The 16,315-nt window shown below is 68.9% G+C and carries 19 protein-coding genes and 1 tRNA gene; 15 read left to right on the top strand and 5 right to left on the bottom strand.

Translation table 11 applies throughout. The features are described 5' to 3' along the window. Positions 1-12 precede the first annotated feature (12 nt). On the bottom strand, positions 13-852 hold the full coding sequence (locus ACUN0C_RS04390; protein WP_445465103.1) for a hypothetical protein: 840 nt from the start codon (positions 850-852) through the stop codon (positions 13-15). A 216-nt stretch (positions 853-1,068) separates the two neighbouring features. Here ACUN0C_RS04390 and ACUN0C_RS04385 point away from each other — a divergent pair, with 216 nt between their 5' ends. From ACUN0C_RS04385 to ACUN0C_RS04365, 5 genes are all read left to right on the top strand, one after another. Then, positions 1,069-2,115, top strand: coding sequence for a type III polyketide synthase (locus ACUN0C_RS04385; protein ID WP_445465102.1), 1,047 nt, complete (start codon positions 1,069-1,071; stop codon positions 2,113-2,115). Next, complete coding sequence (locus ACUN0C_RS04380) at positions 2,105-2,632, top strand: isoprenylcysteine carboxyl methyltransferase family protein (protein WP_445465101.1); 528 nt, start codon at positions 2,105-2,107, stop codon at positions 2,630-2,632. Before ACUN0C_RS04385 ends, ACUN0C_RS04380 begins: the two co-directional genes overlap by 11 nt. Positions 2,633-2,713: 81 nt before the next feature. After that, positions 2,714-4,714: an acetyl-CoA carboxylase biotin carboxylase subunit gene (locus ACUN0C_RS04375; RefSeq protein ID WP_445465100.1), complete on the top strand. Its 2,001-nt coding sequence runs from the start codon at positions 2,714-2,716 to the stop codon at positions 4,712-4,714. Beyond that, positions 4,711-4,992, top strand: coding sequence for an acylphosphatase (locus ACUN0C_RS04370; RefSeq protein WP_445465099.1), 282 nt, complete (start codon positions 4,711-4,713; stop codon positions 4,990-4,992). Before ACUN0C_RS04375 ends, ACUN0C_RS04370 begins: the two co-directional genes overlap by 4 nt. Before the next feature lie 191 nt (positions 4,993-5,183). After that, positions 5,184-5,468, top strand: a complete 285-nt coding sequence (locus ACUN0C_RS04365; RefSeq protein WP_445465098.1) for a hypothetical protein — start codon at positions 5,184-5,186, stop codon at positions 5,466-5,468. A gap of 30 nt (positions 5,469-5,498) precedes the next feature. Here ACUN0C_RS04365 and lipB read toward each other — a convergent pair whose 3' ends face one another. Continuing rightward, entirely contained in the window at positions 5,499-6,239 is a 741-nt protein-coding gene (gene lipB / locus ACUN0C_RS04360) for a lipoyl(octanoyl) transferase LipB (RefSeq protein WP_445465097.1), read from the bottom strand. A 569-nt stretch (positions 6,240-6,808) separates the two neighbouring features. Here lipB and ACUN0C_RS04355 point away from each other — a divergent pair. After that, a tRNA-Leu gene (locus ACUN0C_RS04355) sits at positions 6,809-6,893 on the top strand. A gap of 131 nt (positions 6,894-7,024) precedes the next feature. Continuing rightward, the gene (gene mgtE, locus ACUN0C_RS04350) at positions 7,025-8,425 is read left to right on the top strand and encodes a magnesium transporter (protein WP_445465096.1); all 1,401 of its coding nucleotides are present in this window, start codon (positions 7,025-7,027) and stop codon (positions 8,423-8,425) included. Between the two features lie 80 nt (positions 8,426-8,505). Here mgtE and clpS read toward each other — a convergent pair whose 3' ends face one another. Further along, the gene (gene clpS / locus ACUN0C_RS04345) at positions 8,506-8,811 is read right to left on the bottom strand and encodes an ATP-dependent Clp protease adapter ClpS (RefSeq protein WP_445465095.1); all 306 of its coding nucleotides are present in this window, start codon (positions 8,809-8,811) and stop codon (positions 8,506-8,508) included. A 4-nt stretch (positions 8,812-8,815) separates the two neighbouring features. Next, positions 8,816-9,397 carry a helix-turn-helix domain-containing protein gene (locus ACUN0C_RS04340; RefSeq protein ID WP_445465437.1) on the bottom strand — a complete coding sequence of 194 codons (582 nt, stop codon included), beginning with the start codon at positions 9,395-9,397 and terminating at the stop codon, positions 8,816-8,818. 182 nt (positions 9,398-9,579) lie between these two features. On the opposite strand from ACUN0C_RS04340, the gene ACUN0C_RS04335 reads away from it, so the two are divergent. The 3 genes from ACUN0C_RS04335 (at position 9,580) to ACUN0C_RS04325 (ending at position 11,333) form a co-directional block, all read left to right on the top strand. Further along, entirely contained in the window at positions 9,580-10,080 is a 501-nt protein-coding gene (locus ACUN0C_RS04335) for a fasciclin domain-containing protein (RefSeq protein ID WP_445465094.1), read from the top strand. Between the two features lie 66 nt (positions 10,081-10,146). Next, positions 10,147-10,380 (top strand): DUF378 domain-containing protein, encoded by a 234-nt coding sequence (locus tag ACUN0C_RS04330; RefSeq protein ID WP_445465093.1) that lies wholly within the window; start codon positions 10,147-10,149, stop codon positions 10,378-10,380. Positions 10,381-10,544: 164 nt separating this feature from the next. Then, positions 10,545-11,333, top strand: coding sequence for a glycoside hydrolase family 25 protein (locus ACUN0C_RS04325; protein ID WP_445465092.1), 789 nt, complete (start codon positions 10,545-10,547; stop codon positions 11,331-11,333). A gap of 79 nt (positions 11,334-11,412) precedes the next feature. Here the strand turns inward: ACUN0C_RS04325 and ACUN0C_RS04320 are convergent, their stop codons facing one another. Then, positions 11,413-11,895, bottom strand: a complete 483-nt coding sequence (locus tag ACUN0C_RS04320; protein ID WP_445465091.1) for a methyltransferase family protein — start codon at positions 11,893-11,895, stop codon at positions 11,413-11,415. Between the two features lie 76 nt (positions 11,896-11,971). On the opposite strand from ACUN0C_RS04320, the gene ACUN0C_RS04315 reads away from it, so the two are divergent. The 5 genes from ACUN0C_RS04315 (at position 11,972) to ACUN0C_RS04295 (ending at position 16,312) form a co-directional block, all read left to right on the top strand. Beyond that, positions 11,972-13,144 (top strand): isovaleryl-CoA dehydrogenase, encoded by a 1,173-nt coding sequence (locus ACUN0C_RS04315; protein ID WP_445465090.1) that lies wholly within the window; start codon positions 11,972-11,974, stop codon positions 13,142-13,144. 106 nt (positions 13,145-13,250) lie between these two features. Then, complete coding sequence (locus ACUN0C_RS04310; protein ID WP_445465089.1) at positions 13,251-13,874, top strand: sulfotransferase family 2 domain-containing protein; 624 nt, start codon at positions 13,251-13,253, stop codon at positions 13,872-13,874. Between the two features lie 133 nt (positions 13,875-14,007). After that, a complete protein-coding gene (locus ACUN0C_RS04305) occupies positions 14,008-14,712 on the top strand; it encodes a ribonuclease activity regulator RraA (RefSeq protein WP_445465088.1) in 705 nt (234 codons plus the stop codon). Between the two features lie 24 nt (positions 14,713-14,736). Further along, the gene (locus ACUN0C_RS04300) at positions 14,737-15,360 is read left to right on the top strand and encodes a glutathione S-transferase family protein (protein WP_445465087.1); all 624 of its coding nucleotides are present in this window, start codon (positions 14,737-14,739) and stop codon (positions 15,358-15,360) included. 124 nt (positions 15,361-15,484) lie between these two features. Then, a complete protein-coding gene (locus ACUN0C_RS04295; protein WP_445465086.1) occupies positions 15,485-16,312 on the top strand; it encodes an aldo/keto reductase in 828 nt (275 codons plus the stop codon). Positions 16,313-16,315 lie beyond the last annotated feature (3 nt).

Genomic DNA, 16,315 nt, shown 5'->3' with positions numbered 1-16,315 from the left:
GCGGGCGCCGCCTCAGCCTGTCCTGAAGAGCCGCTTCGCAACCGCGTCTTCCAGCTCCGCGAGCCGATCGGGCTCCGGAAGCGGCCGGTGCGCCTTGGCCGCCTTCCGGTTGTGGCGGCCCGATCCGATCGCGTCCGCCTCCGCGCCGGCCCCGCGCTCGATCCCGAGCGCTTCGGCCAGCCGCGGCAGCGCATTCGGGGCATTCAGCTCTTCGACGTCCATGAAGACCGTCCAGCAGCCTGCGGCTGCGGCTCGGGCGGCATAGGCCTTCTGCCGTTCCTCCGTCTCCAGGGCGTACCAGTAGAGGAGCTGGTAGTCGGTGAGGTCCCGCCAGCGGTCGAGGCCGAGGAACACGCGGTCGTCTGGATCGAGCAGGTAGCGTCGCCCCTTGGACGTCCGAGCGGGAACCGTTTCCAGGCGCAGGTAGGAGAGGGCGATCTGCCGCGGATCGCGCTTCAGCATGATGAGCCCGGGCCGCAGCCCGAGCCCCAGCAACGGCTCCACGAACCCCTTCCCGAAGAGATGGCTGGTTTCCGCATAGACCGGCTTGGGCGAGGCGGCGATCGCCGGGATCTTCAGCTTGCGCAGGAACTCCGTCGCGAGCTCCGGCTGCTTCTGCGCCGGCCGCATGGCCAGGACGAAGTCGGGACGCGGCTCGTGCCGGGCATCCACTTCCGGGATTCGCGCGAGCAGTCTCGCCAGCGTATCGGAGCCCGACCGGCCCGCGGTGACGCAGAAGACCAGCGCCTTCTCGCGCGTCACGCGCTCCAGGGCCTCGTCCGCCGCCTTTTCGGACGTGAGGGCGGCCTCCACGCGCCAGCGCACGGCCCTCACGTAATGCTTCAGCTTCATCCCGGCTGCCCTCGCGGATCGGTGCGCGGCCCGCGGCCGACGAGTTACGCGAATTCGTCGCGGGAACGAAGGGCCACCGCATAGCTTGACGATGTGATGCTCGACGACAGGCCTGGTGCTGCCACGAACCGCCGGACTGGTCCCGATTCCGCGCGGCGCGAGCCGTCGCGCGGGCCGGAGGACGCCTGCCGAGCCGGATCGCGCGCGGCCGCGCCGGTGTCCCTTCTCGGACTGGCGACGGCGGTGCCGCCCCACATTCTCGACCAGGAGGTCGTCCTGGCGGAGGCGCGCGCGCGCTTCGAGCCGATCTTTCCCCAGTTCGGGCAGCTCGCAGCGGTCTTCCGGAATGCGGGGATAATGCGCCGCCATTCGGCGTGCGACCTCGGCTGGTTCCGGAAGCCACAGGACTGGGCGAGCCGGACGGCATGCTATCTCGATGCCGGTACGGAGCTCTTCCGGGATGCGGCGGCGGAAGCGCTCGGCAGGGCGGGGTTGCGGCCGGAGGCGATCGATACCGTCGTGACGGTCAGCTCCACCGGCATCGCAACCCCGTCGCTGGAGGCGCGGGCGCATCGGGAGCTCGGGCTGCGGCCGGATGTCCGGCGCGTGCCGGTGTTCGGTCTCGGCTGCGCCGGCGGCGCGAGCGGATTGTCGCTGGCGATGCGGCTCGCCGCGGCCGATCCCGGTTCGAACGTGCTCCTCGTGGCGGTCGAGCTCTGCACCCTTGCCTTCCGCGCCGACGAAATCTCCAAGTCGAACATCGTCGCGACCGCCCTCTTCGGCGACGGCGCTGCGGCGGCCGTGCTGCGGGCCGGCGAGGGTCCCGCCCTCTGCATCCTGGAGCGGTCGGGCGAGCATCTCTGGCCGGACACGCTCGACATCATGGGCTGGAACATCGATCCGGTCGGCTTCAGCGCGATATTCTCGAAGTCGATCCCGGACCTCGTCGCGGCGAAGCTCCGGCCTGCCGCCGAGGCGTTTCTGGCCGCCGGCGCGATGACCCTCTCCGACATCGACCGCCATGTCTTCCATCCGGGTGGCGCGAAGGTAGTCGAGGCGCTGGAGGGCGCCTTCGACCTCCCTCCCGGGTCGCTTCGGCACGAGCGCGCGGTGCTGCGGGCTTACGGCAACATGTCGGCGCCCACCGTCCTGTTCGTGCTCGAGCGGGCCCTTGCGGAGGGACGCGGCGGGCGAGGGCTCCTCGCCGCGCTCGGTCCGGGGTTCACGGCGAGCTTCCTGACGTTCCGCACCGATGTTGGCTGACTGGCTGACGTTCGCGATCCTCGCTCTGCTGACCGCGCAGCGCCTCGGCGAGCTCGTCTATGCGCGGGCGAACACGCGGCGTCTCCTGCGGGCGGGCGGGCAGGAGCATTGCGCCGGTCAGTACCCGCTGATCGTTGCGCTGCATGCCGCCTGGCTCGCCGGTCTGTGGATGCTCGTGTGGGATCGCCCGATCCTGCCGGGCTTCCTGGCTGCACTCGCGGCACTGCAGGTGCTTCGCCTCTGGGTGCTCCTCACGCTCGGCCGCCGGTGGACGACGCGGGTGATCGTCGTGCCCGGAGAGAAGCTCGTCCGCGCGGGGCCTTACCGGATCCTCCGCCACCCCAACTACGCAATCGTTGCGGCCGAGATCGCCTGCGGGCCTCTGGTGTTCGGGCTGCTCGGCTACGCGATCACCTTCTCGGTCGCGAACGCGGCCGTGCTTTGGATGCGCATCAGGTGCGAGGAGGCGGCGCTCGCGTCCATCGCGGCCGAACGGCCTTGTGCGCCCGGCACATAGCGGGAGGATCGAGGCCGCGCCTTTCGTCTTGTTGCCGAGCCTTGCCGCTGCCCCTACAGCTTCGCCGGAGGGAGCGTGCCGATGTTCAAGACGATACTCATCGCAAATCGGGGCGAGATCGCCTGCCGCGTGATGAAGACGGCGAGGCGTCTCGGCATCCGCACCGTCGCGGTTCATTCCGACGCCGACCGCAACGCCCTGCACGTCGAGATGGCGGACGAGGCGGTGGCGATCGGGCCCGCGCCGGCGTCGCAGAGCTACCTCTCCGTCGAACGCATTCTGGAGGCCTGCAGGGTGACGGGCGCGGAGGCCGTCCATCCCGGCTACGGCTTCCTCTCCGAGAACGCCGCCTTCGCGCGTGCTCTGGATGCGGCGGGGATCGTATTCATCGGCCCCCCCGCCGCGGCGATCGAGGCGATGGGCGACAAGATCGAATCGAAGCGCTTCGCGGACCGGGCGGGCGTGAGCACCGTGCCCGGCCATCTCGGCGTCATCGCCGACGCCGAGGAGGCGCTCCGCATCGCCGGCGAGATCGGCTACCCGGTGATGATCAAGGCGTCCGCCGGCGGCGGCGGCAAGGGCATGCGAATCGCGAGAAGTCCCCGCGAGGTGGCCGACGGCCTGCAGCTCGCGCGCTCGGAGGCCCGCTCGTCGTTCGGGGACGACAGGGTCTTCATCGAGAAGTTCATCGAGGAGCCGCGGCACATCGAGATCCAGGTCCTGGCGGACAAGCACGGAAACGTCCTCCATCTGCTCGAGCGCGAATGCTCGATCCAGCGCCGGAACCAGAAGGTGATAGAAGAGGCGCCGTCCGCCTTCCTCGACCAGCACACCCGCGCCGCGATGGGGGCCCAGGCGGTCGCGCTCGCCAGGGCGGTGGGCTACGAGAGCGCCGGCACGGTCGAGTTCATCGTCGACCGCGACCGCAACTTCTACTTCCTCGAGATGAACACGCGGCTGCAGGTCGAGCATCCCGTGACGGAGCTCGTCACCGGCATCGATCTCGTGGAGCAGATGATCCGGATCGCCGCCGGCGAGCCGCTGACGATCCGGCAGCAGGAAGTCATGCCTCGCGGCTGGGCGATCGAGGCGCGCGTCTACGCCGAGGATCCCTACCGGAACTTCCTGCCCTCCATCGGCCGGCTCACGCATTACCGCCCCCCGGCGGAGCGCAGAGAGAACGGCGTCACGGTCCGGAACGACACCGGCGTCTACGAAGGCGCGGAAATCTCGATGTTCTACGACCCGATGATCGCGAAGCTCTGCACCCATGCGCCGACGCGGGATGCCGCGACCGACGCGATGGCGGACGCGCTCGACGCGTTCACGCTGGACGGCATCCGCCATAACATCCCGTTCCTCTCGGCGCTCGTCGGCCATCCGCGCTGGCGCGAGGGGCGGCTCTCCACGGCCTTCATTGCCGAGGAGTACCCCGACGGTTTCCAGGGGGTCGCGGCCTCCGAGGAGCAGGATCACACCTTCGTCCTCATCGCCGCGGCGATCGAGATCGAGGAGCGCCGGCGGCGCAACGGGATGCGCGACCGGCTCGCGCCGGCCGGTCCGCTGCGGCAGAAATGGACCGTTGCGCTCGGCCGCAGGCCCTTCCCGATCCTCGTCGAGGACGCCGGAAACGGCACGCTGAAGGTGGCGGTGGATGGCGCGGCGCCCGTCGAGGTCGCGGCGGGCTGGCGGCCGGGCGAGCGCATCTGGCGCGGCCGCATCGGCGGCGCCGATGTCGTGGCGCAGGTCGCGCGCCGCGGCACGATCGTGGAGATCACGCGGCGCGGGCGAACCGTGGCGGCGCGCCTTCTCAATCCGACCGTCGGGGACCTGGCGCAGATCATGCCCGAGAAGGCGCCGCCCGACACCTCGCGGGTGCTCCTCTGTCCGATGCCGGGGCTGGTCGTCTCGATCGCCGTCGCGGAGGGCCAGACGGTCGAGCCCGGCGAAGCGCTCGCGACGGTGGAAGCCATGAAGATGGAGAACATCCTGAGGGCGGAGCGTGAGGTGGTCGTGAAGGCGATCCGCGCACGGCCGGGCGAGAGCCTCGCCGTCGATTCGGTGATCATGGAATTCGAATGAAGGCGGTTGCGGCTCGCATCGAGGGATTGGTTCAGGGCGTCGGCTTCCGCGCCTGGACGAAGCGCCAGGCGGACCGGCTGGAGGTCTTCGGCTGGGTGAGGAACGAGCCCGACGGCACTGTTTCCGCTCTCTTTTGCGGGCCGCGGGAATCGGTGGACGCTATGGTGGCGCTGTGCCGGCGCGGGCCGCCGGGGTCGCACGTGACCCACGTGCAAGCGGCAGATGCGGAGCTGACGAATCCGCTGCCCACCGGCTTCGTCATCCGACGGGATAATTAAAATTCGATATTTCCGTTAACCTTTCGTTAAGCTATTGTCATGCCGGAAACGGACGGTGTGCCATGGCATTCGGGACGCGGACTCTGGTCGCAGGAGCTGCTGTCGCGGTCGCATTGAGCGGCGCGTCGGCGCTGACACCGCAGCTTCACGACGAACCGCAAGTCATTGCTGCGGCCACCCAATCCCGGATGATGGTGAGCACGGTCAACGTCGAGCTCCGCTACGTCCAGGAGGGGCTTGAAGCGGTCCGCGTATTGCTGACGCCGGAGGAGCGGGCGCTGTCCTTCTTCGAGGCGCGGTCGGCGGCCGAGCAGGCCTTCCTGGAGGCGGTCGGCGACCGCAGCCTCGGCGACAGCCTCAAGCGGATCACCGTGGTCGTGCGGCTCGCGCCGCGCCACGCCGCCGCCGGCGACGAGCAGAAGTACCTGTTCCTCCACAAGGGCGGCAAGCAGTGGACGATCCTGCCGGGCGACTGACGGCGCGGAGAAGCGGGCGCTAATCCCGCGCTATGGCCGGGCCGTCGGGCCGAAGAGGTCCTCGAACGCCGCACGCAGCCGCGCATCCACCGTCGACGCCGACATCGTGAGGCCGAGCTCGGCGAGGCTCGTCACGCCGTAGCCCCTGATCCCGCACGGCACGATGCCGGTGAAATGGGAGAGATCCGGGTCGACGTTGAGCGCGACGCCGTGGAAGGTCACCCAGCGCCGCACCCGCACGCCGATGGCGGCGATCTTGTCCTCCGCGACCGAGCCGTCGGCGAGCGGCGGGCGCTCCGGGCGGCGCACCCACACGCCGACGCGGTCCTCGCGCCGCTCCCCCGTCAAGTTGAACGCGGCGAGCGTGGCGATCAGCCAGGCCTCGAGCGCGGCCACGTAGGCGCGGACGTCGGCCTTCCGCCGCGTCAGGTCGAGCATCACGTAGGCGACGCGCTGGCCCGGGCCGTGATAGGTGTATTCGCCGCCGCGGCCGGTCCTGAAAACCGGGAACCGGCCGGGCTCGAGGAGGTCGGCCGGGTCGGCGCTGGTGCCGGCCGTATAGAGCGGCGGATGCTCCAGCAGCCATACGCATTCGGCCTCGGTACCGGCGCGGATCGCCGCGACCCGCGCTTCCATGAACGCGACCGCCGCCTCGTACGGAACGGGCTCGTCGCTGATCCGCCACTCGACCGGCGGCAGGCCTTCGGGTGCGAAAGCGCGTGCTCCGGGGAGGGAATCGCGCGAAGCTGGGCGGGCGAGGGGCGCGTGCATGGCTGTCCGGCAACGGTTCTTTCGCACATACATAATAACGGGCCGCCGGCCAATCAGCCGGAGCTATCGCGGGCCGGCGGCCCGGCGGGCAGGGGGCCAACCCTCGTGGTTCGAGGCGCGCGCTCCGCGCGCGCACCTCACCATGAGGGTGGAGAGGGTTTGCGCAGAGAGGCGGAGCGGCCCGACCTCATGCCGACCATCGAAGTGGAGCGTCAATCCGCACCGAGGATGCCCCCCCGGGAACGCCCATCCGGCCGCACGGCGAGGCGAGGACCGAACCCTCAATCCGCCCTCATGGTGAGGTGCGCAGCGAAGCGGAGCCTCGAACCAGGAGGGCGGCCCCGGCGCCCCTTTATGGCCCGTCGCCCCGCCTCACGGTGAGGTGCGGAGCGAAGCGGAGCCTCGAACCAGCAGGGCGGCCCCGGCGCCCCCTCACAGGCCGTCACCCCGCCTCATGGTGAGGTGCGGAGCGAAGCGGAGCCTCGAACCACGAGGCGGCCCGGACACGCTCTTGTGGGATCGGGAAACACTTGCTACATGCAGCCGCGCGCCGGGCAGCCGGGGCAAATGCGGTCGTGGCGGAACTGGTAGACGCGCAGCGTTGAGGTCGCTGTGGGGCAACCCGTGGAGGTTCGAGTCCTCTCGACCGCACCATATGACAGAGGCGGCTCCGGCCGCCTTTTTCATGCCCGCACTTTTATGCGCACATCCGGCCGCGCTGGTCTTTCCGCCGGGTGTCGGCCGGTCTAACTCCTCCTCTCGCAGCCGCAGCGAATGGGCCCGCCATGGAGCCGGAAGAAGCGCCGAGCCCCGAAGGGGGCGCCCCGAACCGGATTCGGGACGAGGAGGGCAATCTCGACCGCGCATTCGTCGAGCGGGTTGCCGAGGCGGTCCGCGCCGAGGATGCGCCGCGCCTGCGCGCGCTCGTGGAGGACCTGCACGAGGCCGATCTCGGCGCCGTCCTGGAAGCCCTCGACCCGGAGGAGCGCGACGCGCTCGTCCGGCTCGCCGGGCCCACCTTCGACTGGACCGCGCTCACCGAGATCGACGAGACGGTCCGCAACGAAATTCTCGAATCGGTCCCGAACGAGCAGATATCCGAAGCCGTCCGCACGCTCGAGCCGGACGACGCGATCGGCATCCTGGAGGATCTCGACGAGGACGACCGCGACGCGGTGCTTGCCGGCCTGCCGCTCGCCGAGCGCATCGCCCTGCAGCGCAGCCTCGATTATCCGGAGGAATCCGCCGGCCGGCGGATGACCACAAAGTTCATCGCCGTGCCGCCGTTCTGGACCGTCGGCCAGACCATCGACTTCATGCGCGAGGACGAGCGGCTCCCCGACGAGTTCACCGAGATCTACGTCGTCGACCCGCGCTTCTGCTTCCTCGGCACCGTGCCGCTCGACCGGCTGCTGCGCGCCAAGCGGCCGACCAGGATCGGCGACATCACGGGCGAGGTCGCCCATTCGGTGAACGTCGAGGACGACCAGGAGGACGTGGCGCGCCTGTTCGAGCGCTACAACCTCCTCTCCGTCGGCGTGGTCGACGATTCCAACCGCCTCGTCGGCGTCATAACGATCGACGACATCGTCGACGTCATCGAGGAGGAGGCGGACGAGGACATCAAGCGGCTCGCCGGCGTCGGCGACGAGGAGATCTCCGAGGGCGTCTTCCAGATCGCGCGGCTGCGCGTCTCGTGGCTGCTCGTCAACCTCGTCACCGCCTTCCTGTCGGCCTCCGTCATCGGCCTCTTCGAGGATACGATCGAGCGGATCGCCATCCTCGCCATGCTCTTCCCCGTGGTCGCCGGCGTCGGCGGCAATGCCGGCACGCAGACGCTGACCGTCACCGTGCGCGCGCTCGCCACCCGGCAGCTCAACCGGAGCAACGCCCTGCGGCTGATCGGACGCGAGGCGCTCGTCGGCATCTCCAACGGCGTGGTGCTCGGCACGGTCACGGGCATCGCCGTCACGCTCTTCTTCGGCCGTCCGGAGCTCGGCGTCGTGATCGCCGGCGGCATGCTCACCAACCAGACCGTGGCGGCGCTGGTCGGCATCCTGATCCCGCTCACACTTGAGAAGGTCGGGGTGGACCCGGCCGTCGCCTCGTCTGTCTTCGTGACGACCGCGACCGACGCGACCGGCTTCTTCGCCTTCCTGGGGCTCGCGACGATCCTGCTGCTGTGACGGAGCCGCGGGTCTCGATGGGCCCGCTGTCGTCCTGCGGGACGCGTGACCAAAGCATCGGGCGCTGGCGGCAGCGGCGTTCACTCCTCCGGCTCCGTCGTGAACTGCAGCGGGTAGCCCTTGGCGCGGCCGGCATCGGTGGCGCGGGCGGCCTTCGTCTCTGCGACGTCGCGCGTGTAGACCGCGACCACGCAAGCGCCTTTGCGGTGGGCGGTGATCATGACGCGGTGGGCCTCGTCCTCGCTCATGCGGAACTCGGCCTTCAGCACGCCCACGACGAACGCGCGCGGGGTGTAGTCGTCGTTGACGAGGATGACCTTGTAGAGGCGCGGCCGCTCCGGCTTCAGCCGCGGCTTCACGCGGGGACGGGCGGCGATCTCGGGCATGGCGCTACCGCACCACCACGACGACCGCCCCGGCGGCCGCCCGGCCGTCCTGGCGGTATGAATGGGGCTCGCCGGACTCGAACGAGATCGCGTCGCCGGCTCCGAGCAGCGTCTCCTCTCCGGCCACGGTGACGGCAAGGCGTCCGGCCGTGACGTAGACGAGCTCGGCGCCGTCATGCCGATGGGGCTCGGACGCCGGCGCTCCCGGCGGGAACTCGGCGTAGTAGGCCTCCATCCTGCGCTCCGTGACCGGGAAATCGAGGCTCTCGAAAAGATAGGCCGGCGCCTCGGCGCCGGGATCGGCCGGCAGCCTGATGCGATCCTTCGCCCGGACGACCGCCACCCGCGGACGCTTCTCTTCCACGAAGAAGTGATCGAGCCCGACGCCGAAGACCAGCGCGATCCTGAGCAGCGTCGGCAGCGTCGGGAAGAGCTGCCCGCGCTCGATCTTGGACAGCATGGCCGGCGACAGGCCGGTGTGGCGGCCGAGCTGCACGAGACCGAGCTTCTTCTCCTTCCTGAGCGCGCGAATCTTCTCGCCGATCCGGTAGCGGGCGAGCCCTTCTGAGAGCGTGTCGGAGAGCATCGGAGAAAGGTCCATCCACCAAGAGTGCAATCCCACTCAAGGTATTATCACCTGGAGAAAAATACAATCACCATCACGAAAACCTGATTACCATTCAAACAAATTATCTCTACATGCAAATTCGTAACGCGGTCAGGCCGCGGCCGGGGCAAGGCACCGGTGTGGAAAGAAGGAGCGTCATGATGAAGACCAGGATGAAGGGTTTCGCAGCGGCCGCCGCGGTCGCATTCGGGCTCGCGCTCGGCGCCGGCGGCGCATTCGCCGCCGAGAAGGACATCGTCGATACCGCCGTAGAGGCCGGCCAGTTCAAGACGCTCGCGGCGGCGCTCGAGGCGGCCGGGCTGGTGGCGACGCTGAAGGGCGACGGGCCGTTCACCGTCTTCGCGCCGACCGACGAGGCCTTCGCGGCGCTGCCGGCGGGCACCGTCGAGGACCTCCTGAAGCCGGAGAACAAGGACCGCCTCACCGCGATCCTGACCTACCACGTCGTGCCGGGCGCGGTGACGTCGAGCGACGTGGCCGGGCTCGACAGGGCCGACACCGTGAACGGCAAGCCGCTCGCGATCTCCGCCGAAGGCGGCACCGTGACGGTCAACGACGCGACCGTGGTGAGCGCCGACGTGGAGGCGTCGAACGGCGTGATCCACGTCGTCGACAAGGTGATCCTGCCGCCCGAGGGCTGAACGAACCGAACCGCCGCCGCGCCGCGAGGCGCAGCGGCGCCCGCCAGCATCAAGGAGTGAACTGTCGTGAAAATGCTGAACCTGATCACGCTCGTCCTCGTCATCGTGGGCGGCGTGAACTGGGGCCTCGTCGGCCTCTTCGACTTCGATCTCGTCGCCGCCCTGTTCGGGGCCGGATCCGCGCTCGCGCGCATCGTCTACGTGCTCGTCGGCCTGTCGGCCGTCTGGCAGATCGTGCCGCTCGTCTCCGCAGCGCGGCACGACGAGCCCTCGGCGCTTCGAGGCCACTCGGCGCACTAGAGGGAATCGCCCGCCGCGGGAGCCCCCTGCCGCGGCGGGCGATCGCATCCAGGACGGCCGGGCTGTCCCGCGCCGGGACGCGGTTAACCTTGTGTTTTAAGAAAGCTGCAAGGATAAATGCGGCAGAAGCGGGATAGGAACGAACAAACCTGCCGCGCGTCGACATGCCATTCCGTTTCGTCCGGGCCGTTGCGGCTCTCGCGATCGCCGTGCTGGTTTCCAGCTGCGCCGGAAAGGCGCCGCATCCCTATCCGACGAAGGGCGATTCGGACCCGCATCCCGGCGTCGCCCGGGCCCATTACATGCCGGTCCAGGGCATCGACGTCTCGAAGTACCAGGGCGACATCGACTGGGTCGCGGTCCGCAACGCGGGCACCAAATTCGCCTTCATCAAGGCGACCGAAGGCGGCGACCACGTCGATTCGAGGTTCTACGACAATTGGGAGGGCGCACGGCGGGCCGGCGTGCCGCGCGGCGCCTACCATTTCATGTACTGGTGCCGGCCGGCGATCGAGCAGGCCTTCTGGTTCACGCAGGCCGTGCCCTACGACCCGAGCGCGCTGCCGCCGGTGCTCGACCTCGAATGGAACGGGCACTCCATCAACTGCCCGAAGAAGCTGCCGCGCGAGCAGGCGCTCGAGAAGATCCGCATCATGCTCGCCGAGATGCAGGCTCATACGGGCAAGCAGCCGATCATCTACACCGACATCACCTTCCATCGGGAGGTGCTGGAGGGCGAGTTCCCGCACCATCACTTCTGGCTGCGCAGCGTCGCGGCCGAGCCGCACGAGCGCTACAACGGCCGGCGCTGGGCGCTGTGGCAGTTCACCGCGACGGGCCGCGTGCCCGGCATCAAGGGCCCGGTCGACCGCAACGCCTTCGTCGGTTCGCCGAAGGAATGGGACCGCTGGCTGAAATCGGTGATGCGCGAGCAGCGCGTGTTCAAGCCCTGAGCGCTGGGCGCGTCGTCTTCAAACCTGAGCCCTGCGCGCGCAGCGCCTCATAGGGCAGTGCGCGGGCCGCCGGACCGGCTCAGACCCAGCGCCTGACGCGGCGCTCATAGTCCCGCCACGCCTGCCCGAACTTGGCGGCGAGGTGCGCCTCCTCCCGCTCGATCGCGAGCCGGTCGATGAGGGCGGCGGCGACCGGCACCAGGATCAGGTGCCAGAGCTCGCCCGCGGCGAGCCCGACGCCGCCGATCAGGAGCAGGTTGCCGACATAGATCGGATTGCGCGACCAGGCGAACGGGCCTTCCGTGACCAGCGCGTCCGCACCCTTGTGGGGCAGCAGCGTGGTGCCGTGGCGGCGGAAGAGTCGCGTCACGCGCATGTCGATGACCAGGGCGGCGAGGATCATCAGCAGCCCGGCATAGAAGGCGAGCTCGACCGCCTGGCCGTCGAGCCAGGGCAGGGGAATCAGCCAGCCGAGCACGAAGCCGAGCCCGATCGAGCCGAACAGCACAATGGGCGGCCAGGGTATGGCGTTCGGGCTTTCGCTGACGTCAGGTCGATCCATCCCTTGCCGATCCTCCTGCGTTCGGGAACTCTAGGCGGGGCCGCCGCGACCGGTCGCCCGAATCCCGAGGCCTGCCATGCTTCCAAACATGCCGCGCGAATTCAACTTCGGGCTCGGCGCGACCGCCGACATGCTGCGCGAGACGGTGCGCGCCTTCTCGGCGGAACGCATCGCGCCGCTCGCCGACAGGGTCGACCGCGAGGACTGGTTCCCGCGCGAACTCTGGCCGGAAATGGGGGCGCTCGGCCTCCACGGCATCACGGTGGAGGAGGACTGGGGCGGCTCGGGCCTCGGCTACCTGGAGCATTGCATCGCGATGGAGGAGGTGTCGCGCGCCTCCGGCTCGGTCGGGCTCTCCTACGGCGCGCATTCCAATCTGTGCGTGAACCAGCTCCGCCGCTGGGGCCGCGAGGAGCAGAAGCAGCGGTACCTCCCGAAGCTGATTTCCGGCGAGCATCTCGGCGCGCTCGCCATGTCGGAGACCGGGGCGGGCTCGGACGTGGTCTCGATGCAGCTCCGCGCGGAGCGGCGCGGCGACCGCTATCTCCTGAACGGCTCGAAATTCTGGATCACCAACGGCCCGCAGGCCGACACCCTCATCGTCTACGCCAAGACCGACCCGGCGGCGGGCGCCAAGGGCATCACCGCCTTCATCGTGGAGAAGGGCTTCGCCGGCTTCTCGGTCGCGCAGAAGCTCGACAAGCTCGGCATGCGGGGTTCGGAGACGGGCGAGCTCGTGTTCCGCGACTGCGAGGTGCCTTCCGAGAACGTCCTCGGCGCGGAAGGCGAGGGGGTGCGGATCCTGATGTCCGGGCTCGACTACGAGCGGGCGGTCCTCGCCTCCGGCCCGCTCGGCCTGATGCAGGCGGCGCTCGACGTCGTCGTCCCCTATCTCCACGAGCGGCACCAGTTCGGCCAGCCGATCGGCTCGTTCCAGCTCATGCAGGCGAAGCTCGCCGACATGTACGTCACGCTGAATGCAGCCCGAGCCTACGTCTACGCGGTGGCGAAAGCCTGCGACAGGGGCGAGACGACGCGCGAGGACGCCGCCGGAGCGATCCTCTTCGCGGCGGAGAAGGCGACCGCCGTCGCGCTCGACGCGATCCAGTGCCTCGGCGGCAACGGCTACATCAACGACAACGCCACCGGCCGACTGCTCCGCGACGCCAAGCTCTACGAGATCGGCGCCGGCACCTCGGAGATCCGGCGCATGCTCATCGGGCGCGAGATCTTCCAGAAGACGAGCTAGACGTCGGCTCCCGGAGGTCGATCGAGCATCCCCGGATTTCTGCGAAGAACGTCAAAGACTCGGGCGGCAGGGAAACGGGGCAGTTCACTGGAATGGCGGCTTCCGAATGATTTCCCACGCGCACCGCTGCATATTCATCCACATCCCGAAATGCGCCGGCACGAGCGTTGAAACTACGTTATGGACGCCGCAGGAGAAGACGGAAGACAATCTTTGGGGCGGATCCAAAGGCATGCACAACAAGTATCAGACCGGAGGCATGCAGCACCTGACGGCGAGGAACATACGGAAGCATGTCGGAGACGAAACGTTCTATTCCTATTTCAAGTTCAGTTTCGTGCGCAACCCCTTCGACAAGGCGGTGTCGCAATACCATTACATGAGTACCAGGCCGGACTTGCGTAGCTACGTGGGCCTCAGAAGGGATGCTGGATTTGAAGAGTACCTGGAGCGAATCCGCTTGAAGGAGCACGTTCAATGGCAGCGGCAGACCGACTTTGTTTGTGACGATGACGGCAGTCTGATCGTGGACTTCTTGGGGCGGGTCGAATCCTTCGCTTCCGATCTCGGTCAGATCCTGGCGGTTCTAGGGGTTGAGTGCGGTCGGGTGCCTCACGAGAATCGTTCAGATCGATCGACCGACTATCGCGCCTACTACGATTCCGGAACCAGGGAGATGGTCTCCGAAATGTACATGACGGACCTGATGAACTTCGGCTACGAGTTCTAGGCCCGCCGGCCTTCAACTGCGCGCGAGATCCCGGAAAGCGCTTTGGCTCCGGGCGAGATTCGGTGCTAAGGAACCGCCGCCGCCCGGCCGAACGATCGCCGCGGCGGACCCGCCCACCGAAGAAGCGAGCGCCATGCCTCTCACCCCCGACGTGCTTTCCGCCCTGCAGCAGACATCGACCGGCTCGATCACCACGATCCTCCTGAAGAAGGGCATCCGGCGCTCATGGATGCGCGGGCCGATGCCGACGAAGAACGCGGACGGCAAGCGCATCATCGGGCCTGCCTTCACGCTGCGCTTCGTGCCGACGCGCGAGGATCTCGCGACCCCGGAATCCTGGTCGAAGCCGATCTCGACGCGCGCCGCCATCGAGGCGATGCCGGAGGGCGCCGTCGTCGTGATCGACGCGATGGGCGTGCAGGACGCCGGCGTCTTCGGCGACATCCTGTGCGCACGCATGGTGAAGAAGGGCGTCCAGGCGCTCGTCACCGACGGCGTCGTGCGCGACATGGCCGGCGTGCTGTCGACGGGCCTGCCGGTCTGGTGCTCGGGCAAGGCCGCACCGCCCTCCGTCGCCGGCCTCACCTTCGTCGGATGGCAGGAGCCGATCGGCTGCGGCGGCGTCGCCATCTTCCCGGACGACGTGATCGTCGCCGACGACGACGGCGCCGTCGTCATCCCGGCCGCCCTCGTCGAGGAGATTGCGGCGGCCGGCCCCGAGCAGGAACGGCTCGAGGCCTGGATCATGAAGGAAGTGGAGAACGGCGCCGCGCTACCCGGGCTCTATCCGCCGAACGCCGAGAACAAGGCGCGCTACGAGGCCGAAACCAAGCGCTGAAACCCATTCATCGAGGATCGTGGAATGATGAAGATCTGGGGGCGGATAAGCTCCATCAACGTGCAGAAGGTCGTCTGGTGCGCCGGCGAGGTGGGCATCCCGTTCGAGCGGATCGACGCCGGGCTCGCCTTCGGCATCAACAACACGCCCGAGTTCAAGGAAAAGAACCCGAACGGGCTGGTGCCGCTCCTCGAGGAGGACGACGGCTGGACGCTGTGGGAATCGAACGCGATCGTCCGCTACCTTGCGGCCCGTCACAGCGCCGGCAATCTCTGGCCCGAGGATCCGCGCGAGCGGGCGCTCAGCGACCGCTGGATGGACTGGCAGACGACCGCCTTCGCGCCGGCCTTCATCCCCGCCTTCATGGGCCTGGTCCGGACGCCGCCCGAAAAGCGCGACCAGGCGGCGATCGACGCCGCCATGCAGCGCGGCGAGGGCTTCGCCGCGATCCTCGACCAGCACCTCGGCGGCAACGCCTATGTCGGCGGCGAGCGCTTCACCATGGGCGACATCCCCGCCGCCTGCATCGCGCATCGCTGGCTGAACATGCCGGCCGAGCGGACGCCGCGCCCGAACATGGAGCGCTGGTATCGCGAGGTCCTCGCCCGGCCGGCCGTCGCCGGCGTGCTGACGGCGCCGCTCGCCTGAGGGCGTGACGGACGCATCCGCCGCCCGGACGCCTCGGCTCCGGGCGGCTCTCGGCCCGCGGACGCCATCTCCGGTTCCGCCGGCCGCGGCCTCCCGCCGACCCGACCCAATCTGAGGAGCCAGAATGACCAAGACCGTCTCCGCGAACGGCGCCACCATCCCGGTGATCGGCCTCGGCACCTGGGAGTTGCGGGGCGATGTCGCGACGGACTGCGTGAGCGCCGCGCTCGACATCGGCTACCGGCACATCGACACCGCGGCGATGTACGGCAACGAGGTCGAGGTGGGGGAGGGCATCCGCGGCCATTCGCTGCCGCGCGACGAGGTCTTCGTCACCACCAAGGTCTGGTACACGGATGTCTCCGACGGCGCGCTGCAGCGCTCAGCCGAGGCGAGCCTCAAGCGCCTCGGCCTCGACCAGGTCGACCTCCTCCTCATCCACTGGCCGAGCCGGGAGGTTTCGGTGGCAGAACAGGTCGGCGCGCTCTGCGACGCGAAACGGCGCGGCTATGCCCGCCATGTCGGCGTGGCGAACTTCCCGGCGGGCATGCTGCAGGAAGCGCTGCGGACCGCGACGGAGCCGCTCGTCTGCGACCAGGTCGAGCACCATCCGCTGCTCGACCAGAGCCGGATCATGACGGCCTGCCGGGACGCCGGCATGGCGCTCGTCTCCTACTCGCCGATCGGCAAGGGAACGCTCCTCGCCGATCCGGTGATCGCGGCGATCGCCAGGGCGAATGGCCGAACGCCCGCCCAGGTGATCCTGCGCTGGCACGTCCAGCAGCCAATGAACGTCGCCATCCCGCGCTCCTCGAAGCGGGAGCGGCTCGCTGAGAACTTCGCCGTCTTCAACTTCGAGCTGACGCCCGAGGAGATGGACCGGGTTTCGGGGCTCGCGCAGCCCGACGGGCGCATGGTGAACATGAGCTTCGCGCCCGACTGGGACGCCTGAGCC

This window comes from Faunimonas sp. B44, assembly GCF_052655945.1.
This window is presented reverse-complemented; position numbering and strand designations above follow the sequence as displayed.

What these genes read in the sequence shown, in the direction of transcription:
- lipB (WP_445465097.1), bottom strand. Translation starts at nt 6,239, where the DNA reads ATGCACGCGCCCCTCGCCCGCCCAGCTTCGCGCGATTCCCTCCCCGGA.
- ACUN0C_RS04375 (WP_445465100.1), top strand. Translation starts at nt 2,714, where the DNA reads ATGTTCAAGACGATACTCATCGCAAATCGGGGCGAGATCGCCTGCCGC.
- ACUN0C_RS04325 (WP_445465092.1), top strand. Translation starts at nt 10,545, where the DNA reads ATGCCATTCCGTTTCGTCCGGGCCGTTGCGGCTCTCGCGATCGCCGTG.
- clpS (WP_445465095.1), bottom strand. Translation starts at nt 8,811, where the DNA reads ATGCCCGAGATCGCCGCCCGTCCCCGCGTGAAGCCGCGGCTGAAGCCG.
- ACUN0C_RS04320 (WP_445465091.1), bottom strand. Translation starts at nt 11,895, where the DNA reads ATGGATCGACCTGACGTCAGCGAAAGCCCGAACGCCATACCCTGGCCG.
- ACUN0C_RS04300 (WP_445465087.1), top strand. Translation starts at nt 14,737, where the DNA reads ATGATGAAGATCTGGGGGCGGATAAGCTCCATCAACGTGCAGAAGGTC.
- ACUN0C_RS04390 (WP_445465103.1), bottom strand. Translation starts at nt 852, where the DNA reads ATGAAGCTGAAGCATTACGTGAGGGCCGTGCGCTGGCGCGTGGAGGCC.
- ACUN0C_RS04365 (WP_445465098.1), top strand. Translation starts at nt 5,184, where the DNA reads ATGGTGAGCACGGTCAACGTCGAGCTCCGCTACGTCCAGGAGGGGCTT.
- ACUN0C_RS04315 (WP_445465090.1), top strand. Translation starts at nt 11,972, where the DNA reads ATGCTTCCAAACATGCCGCGCGAATTCAACTTCGGGCTCGGCGCGACC.
- ACUN0C_RS04295 (WP_445465086.1), top strand. Translation starts at nt 15,485, where the DNA reads ATGACCAAGACCGTCTCCGCGAACGGCGCCACCATCCCGGTGATCGGC.
- mgtE (WP_445465096.1), top strand. Translation starts at nt 7,025, where the DNA reads ATGGAGCCGGAAGAAGCGCCGAGCCCCGAAGGGGGCGCCCCGAACCGG.
- ACUN0C_RS04305 (WP_445465088.1), top strand. Translation starts at nt 14,008, where the DNA reads ATGCCTCTCACCCCCGACGTGCTTTCCGCCCTGCAGCAGACATCGACC.
- ACUN0C_RS04335 (WP_445465094.1), top strand. Translation starts at nt 9,580, where the DNA reads ATGAAGACCAGGATGAAGGGTTTCGCAGCGGCCGCCGCGGTCGCATTC.
- ACUN0C_RS04380 (WP_445465101.1), top strand. Translation starts at nt 2,105, where the DNA reads ATGTTGGCTGACTGGCTGACGTTCGCGATCCTCGCTCTGCTGACCGCG.
- ACUN0C_RS04370 (WP_445465099.1), top strand. Translation starts at nt 4,711, where the DNA reads ATGAAGGCGGTTGCGGCTCGCATCGAGGGATTGGTTCAGGGCGTCGGC.
- ACUN0C_RS04310 (WP_445465089.1), top strand. Translation starts at nt 13,251, where the DNA reads ATGATTTCCCACGCGCACCGCTGCATATTCATCCACATCCCGAAATGC.
- ACUN0C_RS04340 (WP_445465437.1), bottom strand. Translation starts at nt 9,397, where the DNA reads ATGCTCTCCGACACGCTCTCAGAAGGGCTCGCCCGCTACCGGATCGGC.